The sequence below is a fragment of the Streptomyces sp. HmicA12 genome (assembly GCF_000373565.1).
Taxonomy (GTDB): domain Bacteria; phylum Actinomycetota; class Actinomycetes; order Streptomycetales; family Streptomycetaceae; genus Streptomyces.
The window spans coordinates 76,425-87,320 of record NZ_KB891817.1 but is presented as its reverse complement, the minus strand read 5'-3'; the positions used below and the strand labels follow the sequence as shown (position 1 = coordinate 87,320).

The 10,896-nt window shown below is 71.3% G+C and carries 10 protein-coding genes and 1 riboswitch; of the genes, 2 read left to right on the top strand and 8 right to left on the bottom strand.

Annotated elements, in window-relative coordinates:
- Window positions 1–56 precede the first annotated feature (56 nt).
- The 5 genes from B072_RS0125605 to B072_RS0125585 all read right to left on the bottom strand — a co-directional run bounded on the left by B072_RS0125605 (window position 57) and on the right by B072_RS0125585 (window position 6,655).
- Window positions 57–770, bottom strand: coding sequence for a dienelactone hydrolase family protein (locus B072_RS0125605; RefSeq protein ID WP_018532804.1), 714 nt, complete (start codon window positions 768–770; stop codon window positions 57–59).
- A gap of 151 nt (window positions 771–921) precedes the next feature.
- Window positions 922–2,436: an MFS transporter gene (locus B072_RS0125600; RefSeq protein WP_018532803.1), complete on the bottom strand. Its 1,515-nt coding sequence runs from the start codon at window positions 2,434–2,436 to the stop codon at window positions 922–924.
- Between the two features lie 224 nt (window positions 2,437–2,660).
- Window positions 2,661–3,950, bottom strand: a complete 1,290-nt coding sequence (locus tag B072_RS0125595; protein ID WP_018532802.1) for a hypothetical protein — start codon at window positions 3,948–3,950, stop codon at window positions 2,661–2,663.
- A gap of 311 nt (window positions 3,951–4,261) precedes the next feature.
- The gene (locus B072_RS0125590) at window positions 4,262–5,452 is read right to left on the bottom strand and encodes a CaiB/BaiF CoA transferase family protein (protein WP_018532801.1); all 1,191 of its coding nucleotides are present in this window, start codon (window positions 5,450–5,452) and stop codon (window positions 4,262–4,264) included.
- An 87-nt stretch (window positions 5,453–5,539) separates the two neighbouring features.
- Window positions 5,540–6,655: a HoxN/HupN/NixA family nickel/cobalt transporter gene (locus B072_RS0125585; protein ID WP_018532800.1), complete on the bottom strand. Its 1,116-nt coding sequence runs from the start codon at window positions 6,653–6,655 to the stop codon at window positions 5,540–5,542.
- 31 nt (window positions 6,656–6,686) lie between these two features.
- Window positions 6,687–6,900, bottom strand: a riboswitch (cobalamin riboswitch).
- Between the two features lie 104 nt (window positions 6,901–7,004).
- Here B072_RS0125585 and B072_RS0125580 point away from each other — a divergent pair.
- Window positions 7,005–7,361 (top strand): metalloregulator ArsR/SmtB family transcription factor, encoded by a 357-nt coding sequence (locus B072_RS0125580; protein ID WP_018532799.1) that lies wholly within the window; start codon window positions 7,005–7,007, stop codon window positions 7,359–7,361.
- Between the two features lie 38 nt (window positions 7,362–7,399).
- Here B072_RS0125580 and B072_RS0125575 read toward each other — a convergent pair whose 3' ends face one another.
- From B072_RS0125575 to rho, 3 genes are all read right to left on the bottom strand, one after another.
- Window positions 7,400–7,936: an inorganic diphosphatase gene (locus tag B072_RS0125575; protein WP_018532798.1), complete on the bottom strand. Its 537-nt coding sequence runs from the start codon at window positions 7,934–7,936 to the stop codon at window positions 7,400–7,402.
- A 75-nt stretch (window positions 7,937–8,011) separates the two neighbouring features.
- Window positions 8,012–8,518 (bottom strand): GNAT family N-acetyltransferase, encoded by a 507-nt coding sequence (locus tag B072_RS0125570; RefSeq protein ID WP_043244696.1) that lies wholly within the window; start codon window positions 8,516–8,518, stop codon window positions 8,012–8,014.
- Window positions 8,519–8,548: 30 nt separating this feature from the next.
- Entirely contained in the window at window positions 8,549–9,721 is a 1,173-nt protein-coding gene (rho, locus tag B072_RS0125565; RefSeq protein WP_018532796.1) for a transcription termination factor Rho, read from the bottom strand.
- Between the two features lie 349 nt (window positions 9,722–10,070).
- Between rho and B072_RS0125560 the strand changes: the two genes are divergently transcribed.
- On the top strand, window positions 10,071–10,781 hold the full coding sequence (locus B072_RS0125560) for a class I SAM-dependent methyltransferase (RefSeq protein ID WP_018532795.1): 711 nt from the start codon (window positions 10,071–10,073) through the stop codon (window positions 10,779–10,781).
- The last annotated feature ends 115 nt before the right edge of the window (window positions 10,782–10,896 follow it).

Sequence of the window (10,896 nt, the reverse complement as noted above, 5' to 3'; positions counted from 1 at the left end):
CCCCGCCGTCACGGGGCTCCGCTCAGGACCCCGCTCCTCAATCGCCGGAGGGGCCTTCAAGCGGCGAGCGAGCGCTTCAGGAAGTCGACCGTCGCCGCCCACGCCCGCTCCGACGACTCCTTGTCGTACACCTCGGGCCGTCCGTCGTTGAAGAACGCGTGATCGGCCGGGTACATGCGGAAGTCCGCCACGACGCCCGACTGCTCCTCGATGGTGCGGCGCAGGCCGTCCAGCGTGGGCACCGGCACGGTCTCGTCCCGCTCGCCGTAGTGACCGAGGATCTCGGCCTTGAGGCCGGAGAAGTCGGGGACCTCGCCCTGGATGACGCCGTAGAACGGAACAGCCGCGCTCACCCGCGGGTCCTTGGCCGCCAGGTACAGCACGAAGCCGCCGCCCATGCAGAAGCCGACCGTGCCGACCGTCTCCGAGGTGACCTCGGGCAGCGACAGCAGGTGGTCGACCGCGCCCGACAGGAGCTCGACGCCGCGGTCCACCGGCAGCTCCCGCATCATCCGGAACGCCTCTCCGGAGTCGTGCGCCACGTTGCCGCCGTACAGGTCGGGGGCGAACGCCACGAAGCCCTCGGCGGCGAGCCGCTCGGTGACGTCCGCGATGTGGTCGGTCAGGCCCCACCACTCCTGGATGACGATGACGCCGGGACCGCTGCCGGCGGGCGGCAGGGCGAGATAGCCGTGGGCGGTGGTGCCGTTGCTGTCGAACGTCACGTTCTGGTGGGCCGGTTTGCCGGTGGACCGGGGGGTGTCCGCCACGAGATGCCTCCTGATGCGATGGATCCGTACGAGGTCGACAGATCCCGTACGAGGTTGATCTTGTCCCACCATGCCACCTCGGCCGCGCGGCACGCGAAGGGGCCGCCGTCTCCCTGAAGACGGCGGCCCCTGGCCGGACTTTGCGGCGGCGTCACATGTGGACGACCGGGGCCGCGTCGGTACCGACGGCCTGCTGCACCGTCCCACGCCGGTACAGCAGGAGCGTGATGACCGCGCCGGCGGCGAAGAAGCCCGCCGACCACCAGAACGCGGTCGTGTAGCTCTCGATCGTGGCCTGTGCCTGGGACAGCTTGTTCGCGGGGTTGTGGCTCGCGAGGTAGCTGGTGGCGGCGCTGGCCGCGAGGGTGCTCAGCAGCGCGGTGCCGATGGAACCGCCGACCTGCTGCATGGTGTTGACCGTCGCGGAGGCGACGCCCGCGTCCTCGGCGCCGATCCCGCTGGTGGCCAGCGACATCGCGGGCGGCATCACGGCGCCCAGTCCCGCGCCGATCACGAGCAGCTGCGGCAGGACGTCCGTGGAGAAGGACGAGTCCAGGCCGATCCCGGTCAGCCACACCATGCCGAGCGCGGCGAGGGCGAAACCGGAGGGGATGACGATCTTGGGGCCGAACCGCGGCACCAGCATCGTGGTGGACACCTGCGCCATGACCATCAGGGCGGCCATCATCGGCAGGAACGCGACACCCGTCTTCGTGGGGCTGAAGCCGAGGTTGAGCTGCAGGTAGTAGGTGAGGAACAGGAACACGCCGAACATGCCCGCGCCCGTGACCAGGACGGAGACGAAGGAGGCGGCCCGGTCCCTGTCCAGCAGTACCCGCATCGGCAGCAGCGGGTGCTTCGCCCGGGTCTGCCACCAGGTGAACGCGGCCAGCAGGACACCGCCGGCGACGAGGTAGCCCCAGGTCTGCGGGGAGCTCCAGTCGTGCGTCTCGGCGTTGGAGAAGCCGAAGACGACCGCGAAGAGACCGGCGGAGACGAGCAGCGTGCCGGGCAGGTCCAGCTTGGCGCCCGCCGCGTCGCGGTGGCTGCCCAGGAGCACCCAGCCGCCGATGAAGGCGACGACGGCGAAGACCAGGTTCACGTACAGCGTCCAGCGCCAGTCGAGCGCGTCGGTGAGCAGGCCGCCGAGGAGCAGCCCGACGGCGCCGCCCGCGCCCGCGATCGCGCCGTAGACGCTGAACGCCTTGGCGCGCTCCTTGGCGTCGGTGAACGTGGTGTTGAGCAGGGAGAGTGCGGCCGGGGCGAGCAGTGCGCCGAAGACGCCCTGCAGCGCGCGGGCCGTCACCAGCATGCCGAAGCCGGTCGACGCGCCGCCGAGGACGGAGGCGCCCGCGAAGCCGACGATGCCGATGAGGAAGGCGGGCTTGCGGCCGAAGAGGTCGGCGATACGGCCACCGAGCAGCAGCAGGGACGCGAAGGCCAGCGCGTAGGCGGTGACGATCCACTGCCGGTTGTCGTTCGAGAAGCCCAGGTCCTGCTGGGCGGAGGGCAGCGCGATGTTCACGATGGTCGCGTCGAGGACGACCATCAGCTGGGCGATGCCGATGATGCCGAGGATCCACCAGCGCCTGCGGGACGCCTCGTGCGCGTCCTGCACGGGTGGGGCCGAGGTGCCGGAGGCCTCGACCGTGTCGGTCTGGGACATGAGAGCCACTCCAGGGAAGTGAGAGACGAGAGCCGCGGGCGTAAAGTCCGCGTAAGCTAGGTGAACGAAACGGTTTCGTTCACGTCCTCGACGACAGTAAGCCCTCCGCGAGCGAAACGGCAACGTTTCGCTAGTGTCGTGACCGAGGTAACAGGCCCGGAACGCGCCGATGCCCGGCGCTCCCGTGGGGGAGTGCCGGGCATCGGCGGCCGTGCGGCGGCGGGTCAGTCGCTGCTCTTGGCCTTCTGCAGGGCCGAGATGCAGGTCGAGATCGCCTGCTGGAGCTCCTCGAGGCGCTGCAGCATGTCGTCCTCGACGATGTCGTCCATCTCCTCGGCGTCGACGTCCTCGAAGGTGAGCTCCTCGAACGCCTTCGTGGCCTTCTGCAGGCTGCTGTAGAACTTCGCGCGGCGCTCCTGGACCCGCAGCTCGGGGTCCTTCTCGACGGTCTCGGCGACCAGGGAGCGCACGGCGTCGTACGCCTCGCGGGCCCACTCGCCGGCCTCCTCGTCCTCGTCCAGCTCGTCGATGAGGGACAGGTGCCGCTCGGCCTCCTCGCGCAGCGAGCGCGGGGCTTCGATCTTCTGGCCCGCGGGCGTCTTGACCTCCCCGTCCTCGACGATCTTGCGTACGTACTCGAGCTGACCGCCGGTCTTCGTCTCCTCGGCGACGGCCTTCTTCAGGTCGTCGGCGCGCACGATGTCCCGGGCCATTCCGGTACGCAGCACCGGGTCCTCGCCGAGCCGGTCCATCAGCGCCTTGCGCGCGGCCTCGGCGGTGCCCGGGTCGGCCAGGATCGCGGCCCGCAGCGCCGTCGGGTTCTCGGCGACCTCCAGGGCCTTCGTCGGGCGGATGCCCTCCGCCTCGGCGGCCTCCGTGATCGCCTGGCCACGGACCGAGGTCGCGCTGGAGCGGGAGACGTAGTACGACAACCAGACGTCGGCGTCCGGGAGTTCGATGTCGACGCCCGGGGTCAGCGACTCGAACTGCGGCACGATGCCGTCGTCCGCCGCGCGGTCCCACGCCTTGTAGAAGCGCATGACGCGGTCGGCCGAGCAGCCCGCGAGCCGGGCGAACGAGCGTGCCGAGACCTTCGCCGTCTCGTCGGCCGGCTGCCCGCCGGGCCGCACGCTGCGCGCCACCTTCAGGGCGAAGGCCCAGCCGCCGGTGCGGGCGTAGACGCCGAACTCGTGGGCGTCGCGGGTGATCGACTCCGGTACGTCGCCGGAGGCGTCGTCGTCACCGGCCTCGGCCTCGATGTCGGCCTCGGTGTCGTTGTCGGCAGTGGTGGGGGAGGGCTGCCAGAAGTTCTCCGTGTCCTCGGGCTCGGCGGTGGGGGCAGGGGTGTCGGTCGACGGGGTCCACATGTTCGCGGCGTCCCCCGGCTCGGCCGTCTCCTCGTCTACCGCGACGGGCTCCGGGGCCGCGGTTTCCGGGGCCGCGGACTCCGGCGCCACGGGCTCCGTGCCCGGCGTCGGGACGGTGGCTTCGGACGAGTCGATGGCTACGGTCACGTAGGTACTCCTGGGTGATCGGGCGCATGAGGGTTGACGCGATACTTTATCGCTCCGATTAGGGCGTTTTGCGCGTCAGTTGTCGCGTCGCGCGTCCGAAGGCCTGTCCGAAGAAGGCCGGCCCCCGTGCCGGGCCCGTCGTTCGAGGCTCCCCCTCCCACGACCGACGGGCCCGGGCCTCGACCGTGCGCCGCGGCGGGAGAGCGAGGGCACGGGAGGCTCTGTGCAGCAGCATTCCAGTGAGGCGCGCGATTTCGGGGTGGGCCGATGGACCCTTGCCGGGGGCCGAACGGCCCGGGTTTCCCGTGGGGCTACAGCGCGCCCTCCTCCCGCAGGGCTTCGATCGCCGACGCCTCGTAACCCAGTTCCTTGAGGACCGCCTCCGTGTGTTCCCCCACATCCGGCACCGCCTCCATCCGCGGCTCCACCCCGCTCAGACTCGCCGGAGGCACCAGCGCGCGGATCGGGCCCGCCGGGGTCGGCACGTCGCGCCAGCGGTCGCGGCCGCTGAGGACCGGGTGGTCGAGGAAGTCGGCGACCGTGTTCAGGCGGGCGTTCGCCACCTTGGCGCGGTCCAGGAGGGCCGTCGCCTCGGCCGCGGTGAGTTCGGCGAAGCGTGCCGTGACGACCGCGTCGAGCTCGGCGCGGCGGGCCACCCGGGAGGAGTTGCGGTGGAAGCGCGGGTCGGCGGCGAGCGCCGGGTCGTCGAGGAACTCGGCGCAGAAGGAGGCCCATTCGCGTTCGTTCTGGATCGCGAGCAGGACCGTACGGCCGTCGGTGGCGTCGTAGGGGCCGTACGGAGCGATCGTCGCGTGCGCGGCGCCGACCCGCCGCGGCTGGGTCCCGGAGTGCGCCGTGTAGTACGCGGGGTAGCCCATCCACTCCGCGAGGGCCTCGAACAACGACACCGAGACGGCCCGCGCGACCCCCGTCGCCCGCCGCTCGTACAGCGCCGTGAGGATGCCCGAGTACGCGTACATCCCGGCCGCGATGTCGGCGATCGCGATGCCCACCTTGGCGGGCTGCTCCGGCGTGCCCGTCACCGACACGACGCCCGTCTCGCACTGCACGAGCAGGTCGTACGCCTTGCGGCCGGCCCAGGGGCCGTCGGCGCCGTAGCCGGAGATGTCGCAGACGATCAGAGAGGGGTGGCGCTCGTTCAACTCCTCGGCGGACAGGCCCAGTCGGGCCGCCGCGCCCGGCGCGAGGTTCTGCACGAACACGTCCGCGCCGGACAGCAGCCGCTCCAGGACCTCGCGGCCGCCGGGCGTCTTCACGTCCAGGGTCACCGAGTCCTTGGACCGGTTCAGCCACACGAAGTGACTCGACTGGCCGTGCACCGTCTCGTCGTAGCGGCGGGCGAAGTCGCCGTCGCCGGGCCGCTCCACCTTGATCACGCGCGCGCCCAGGTCGGCGAGCTGGCGGGTGGCGAACGGCGCCGCCACCGCCTGCTCCAGGCTGACGACGGTGACACCCTCGAGGGGCAGGCTGGCGGCGCTCATCGGTCTTCCTCCGTGCTCGGATCCGGGCTCGAACGGCATGCTGTCGTGCACGCTATGCGACGGGCGTCCGGCCGGATCCGCCGGTGCTCACGCGCCTTCGGCGACCCGCGCCGACCAGCGCTCCTCGACCTTCGCGAGCCGCCAGTACGCGATCGCCGCGGCCCACACGACCACGAACAGGCCGACGATGACGTAGCCGACACTGTCCAGGTTCAGCCCGGCGATCCAGCCGGTGACCGCGTCCGTCAGGTCGAGCTTCTCGTGCAGGACGCCGACGAGCTCGATCGTGCCGATGAAGAAGGCGACCGCGATGGACAGACCGGTGATGGTGAGGTTGTAGAACACCTTGCGCACCGGGTTCGAGAACGCCCACTGGTAGGCGAAGTTCATGAACGTGCCGTCGAGCGTGTCGAACAGGCTCATCCCCGCGGCGAACAGCAGCGGCAGGCACAGGATCGCGTACCAGGGCAGCCCGGCGGCGGCTCCGCTGCCCGCCATCACCATCAGCGTCACCTCGGTCGCCGTGTCGAAGCCGAGGCCGAAGAGGAACCCGAGCGGGTACATCTGACCGGGCCGGGTGATGGACTTGGTGAAGCGGCCGAGGACGCGGTTCATGAACCCCCGTGAATCCAGGTGGTGTTCGAGCTCTGTCTCGTTGTAGGAGCCCGCGCGCATCGACCGGAACACCTTCAGGATGCCCATCAGGGCGACCAGGTTGAGCGCCGCGATGAGGTACAGGAACGTACCGGAGACGGTCGTCCCGACGACGCCGAGCACCTGGTGGGTGCGCGACTCGTCGTTGAGCAGCGTGCCGGCGAGGGCCGCGCCGCCCGCGACGAGCGCCGCCATCGCGACGACCACGCTGGAGTGGCCGAGCGCGAACCAGAAGCCGACGGAGACGGGCCGCTTGCCGTCGGCCATGAGCTTGCGCGTGGTGTTGTCGATCGCGGCGATGTGGTCGGCGTCGAAGGCGTGCCGCATGCCGAGGGTGTACGCGGTGATGCCGAGGCCGATACCGAACGCCTTGTTGTCGACCTCGTAGTGGCCGGGGACGACGAGCAGGAAGAGCACGCCGAACGCGACGACGTGCAGGGCCAGGATCACCGCCATCAGGCCCGCGGTGCGCACGGTGTCCTCGCGGCGCCAGCGGAAGGCGGGGTTCGGCCCGGTGGGCCGCGCGGGGGAGTTCGCGGACAGGGTCATGCGTCGATCACGCTCCAGCACCTCGTGGAATGACTTCGTGAGATGCCGTGGCCGGTCTCCTGGCTTACGGGTGTGCGCCGCCGCTCCTGCCTTCCCAGCCGCCGTGCGGCAGCCAGTGGCGTGGTGGAGCGGTGTGCTCCGGACCCGGGGGTCCGAAACCCGATCACAGTGGCGAGGGCCGCTCCGGACTTGACCCTGACGGGCCGTCACCGGTCTTCCCGAGCACCACGGCCCGTTCACCCTAGGGGCCCTGGGCGGCGACTGCATAGCTGCACACCTGTGCAGGTATGCAAGATCACATCGTGGGTGGGGTGGCCGACGGGCAGGGCCTTGTTGAGAGAATCCCGCCATGCATCTCGTTCCGGCCGAGCGGGCCGATCACCGCACCATCGACGGGCACCGGGTCTGTGACGCCGTGGCCGCCATCGGGGACGTGGCGGACGTACGCGTCTGGGCGGAACGCTTCGCGCTGCTCGCCGACCCGCGCCGGCTTGCGCTGCTCCTCGCGCTGCGGCGGGTGGGGCCGCTGGCCGTGTCCGACCTGGCGGTGGCCTCCGGCATGAACGGGGCCGCGGTGTCGCAGTCGCTGCGGTTGCTCAGGGCGGCCGGGGTCGTGGCGGGGGAGAAGTCGGGGCGGGTGGTGCGGTACCGGTTGGTGGACGGGGCGCTGGGGGAGCTCGTCGATCAGGTGGGCGGCGCTGGTTGAGCCCCTTCGCCGTCACGGGGTGCTGAGCATCGCCGGTTTCAGCGCCGTCGTGGCCGGTCGCGCGGTTCCTCGCGCCGCTGGTGGCGTTTTCGGGCCCGGCGGATCTCGTCGTACGCCGCGTCCCTGCCCTCCCAGTGGGAGCCTTCCACCGACTTGCCGGGCTCCAGGTCCTTGTAGACCTCGAAGAAGTGCGTGATCTCCAGGCGGTCGAACTCGGGGATGTCCTCGATGTCCTGGATCCCGGTGCGGCGCGGGTCGTGGGCGGGGACGCAGAGGATCTTCTCGTCCGGGCCCTTCTCGTCGCTCATCACGAACATGCCGATCGCGCGGCACTCGACGGTGCAGCCGGGGAACGTCGCGTCGCCGGTCAGCACCAGGGCGTCCAGCGGATCGCCGTCGTTGCCGAGCGTGCCCTCGACGTAGCCGTAGTCCGCGGGGTACTGGGTCGAGGTGAACAGCATCCGGTCCAGGCGGATGCGGCCCAGCTCGTGGTCCATCTCGTACTTGTTGCGGGAGCCCTGCGGGATCTCCACGATCACGTCGAACGCCTCGGCCCGTGCGTCACTGCCGCCCAATGTGGCCTCCTTGCCCCATTGCCGCCCGCTTCGGTGGTCCCGAGTGTGCGCCGAAGGGGCCGGAGGCGGAACCCCTCAGACCGCCGGGGGAATGGCGAATTCGAGTTCGGGCCGGTCCCAGGCCACGGCGGGCGGCTGGGCGAGGGCGGTTCCGGTGCGGATCGCGCCCACGCTGCGGTAGAAGCCCTCGGCCGGCGGATGGGAGACGACGCGGACGCGGTCGAGCCCGGCGGCGCGCGCCTCGCCCCGCATGTGCGTGATCAGCAGCCGCCCGATGCCGAGGCCCTGGGCGGCGTCCGCGACGAACATCAGGTCCAGCTCGGCGGGGTCGACGAGCAGCGAGTAGAAACCGAGGACCCGGTCCCCCTCTTCTTCTGACCGGGCCTGGTCGACCGCCACGAAGACGCGGTGGGTGGCGATGTAGTCGGGACCCACGCGGTAGCCGGAGACCATCTCCGCGTAGCGGCCTTCGTAGGCTCGGGAGCCGCGCACGAGGCGGGTGAGGCGTTTGGCGTCGCGGGCGGTGGCCCTGCGGACCACCACGGAAGACCCTCGCCCCGGGCGCGTAATGCTCGACGTCATGGAACGAGTATTACGTACGCGGAGGCGGCGTCACGAACCGGGCACCGTCCCGTGGACCTGGCGCAGGAACGCGGCGTTGTCCGGCGTCTTCCGCAGCTTCTCGAGCAGGGCCTCGTAACCGGAGCGCCCCTCGCGGCCCTGCAGAGCCCGGCGCAGTCCGCGTACGACGGCCAACTCGCCTGCGGGCAGCAGGAGTTCCTCGCGGCGCGTGCCGGAGGGGGTGATGTCGACGGCCGGGAAGACGCGGGCGTCGGCGAGGGTGCGGTCGAGGCGCAGCTCCATGTTGCCGGTGCTCTTGAGCTCTTCGAAGTAGTAGTCGTCGGCGCGGGACCCGGTGTCGACCAGCGCCGTGGCGAGGATCGTGAGCGAGCCGGCCTCCTCGGTGTTGCGGGCCGCCCCGAACAGCCGCTTGGGCCCGAGGAGCGCGGCCGCGTCGACACCGCCGGACAGGGTGCGGCCGCCGGACGCGGCGGCGTTGTTGTGGGCGCGGCACAGACGGGTGAGCGAGTCGAGCAGGATCACCACGTCTACGCCCCGTTCGGTCAGTCGCTTGGCGCGCTCCACGGCGAGCTCGGCCAAGGCGATGTGCTCCTTGGCGGGCCGGTCGAAGGTCGAGGCGAAGACCTCGCCGCGGACCGAGCGGCGCATGTCGGTGACCTCTTCGGGGCGTTCGTCGAGCAGCACCACCATGAGGTGGGTCTCGGGGTGGTGGGCGGCGATCGCCGCCGCGAGCTGCTGGAGCAGCACGGTCTTGCCGGTCTTCGGCGGCGCGACGATCAGGCCGCGCTGGCCCTTGCCGACGGGGGCGAACAGGTCGACGACGCGGCCCGCGATCCCGCCCTCGGGACCGTCGAGGCGCAGCCGCCGCGTCGGGTGGAGCGGGGTGAGCTCGGCGAAGCGGGGGCGGGTGCGCGCCTTGTTCGCGGGGGCGTCCGCGGCGATGCCCTCGACGGTCTCGACGTGGGCGAGCGTGCGCGGCTTGCCGCACAGTCCGGTGACGAAGTCGCCCTTGCGCAGCCCGAATTGGCGGATGAGATGGGCGGGGACCTGGACGTCGTGGGACGTCGGCATCAGGTCGCTCGCCCGCAGGAAGCCGGCCCCGTTCCCGGTGGTGTCCAGGACGCCCGCGGCGTGGACGGGGGGCTTGGCCGCCGGGGCGGCGGTGGGTGTGGCTGGTGCGGGTGCTTCGAGTGTGGTGGTCATGGTCGATCACGGTCCTTTCGCGGACGTCGTTTCGTACGCGGGCAGGGAAGGGGTGGGAATCCGGCGATGCGACACGCGGGCGGACAGGTCACGCCCGGTGGGCCGGGGAGAGAACCTGGAGCAGGGGCGGGACAGGACCCGTCAGAACCTGCTGACCAGGGATGATGCGCGTCAGGGCGCCTACAGGAACGTAGTGAGAAGTACAGGGGCGCTCACGCGCTGGATGAGGTGGTTCGGCACCGGCGCCCAAGAAGGAGGCGTACACACGTGCCACGAGAACGGTACCACTACGCCCCCGGCGCGCGGCAAGCCCGGATTTCCGCGGGTCGCCGACCTATGCTGAGCGGCCATGTTCACACCCCAGGGTCCCACCCTCCGCGAGCTGGCCGTTCAGGCGCTGTCGTCGGTGGAGCACGGCTACGACCTGCTCGCGCCGAAGTTCGACCAGACCCCGTTCCGCACCCCCGACGTGATCCTCGACCCGGTGACCCGCGCGCTGCGCGAGCTCGGGCCGTACCGGACCGGCCTCGACCTGTGCTGCGGCACGGGCGCGGGCCTCGGGGTGCTGCGGGAGGTCTGTGCCGACCGGGCCGTCGGGGTCGACTTCAGCGCCGGCATGCTGGAGGTGGCGCGGCGCAGTGAACCCACGGCGTCGTACGTGCGCGCGGACGCGCTCGCCCTGCCCTTCGGCCCGGTCTTCGACCTGGTGGTCAGCTTCGGGGCGTTCGGCCACTTCCTTCCCCGCCAGCAGCGGGAGTTGTTCGCTCAGGTGCGTCAAGTGCTGTCCCCCGGGGGCCAGTTCGTGTTCCCGCTGCCCGCGCCCGCACGCCCCGGCTCGCGCGGCTACTGGGCGATGCTCGGCTTCGACACGGTGATGCGGGTGCGCAACGCGGTCTGGCGGCCGCCGTTCGTCATGTACTACCGCGTGTTCCGACTCGGCAACGTACGAAGGGAGTTGGAGCAAGCGGGGTTCGACATGACGCTGCGAGCCCTGCCCGAGCTGGGCGAGCGCCCCGACGGCAGCCCGCGGTGCGGACTCGTCGTGGCTACGCGCCGATAGTCGCGGGACCGGGTGGGCGGCGCGGGCGGAAGCCGGTGTTCTTGGCCGAAGCGGGCCTCGGCCGCGTCGATCTCCACGCGGAAGACGGCCCGCCGGGTCCACGCGGGCGGGCCGA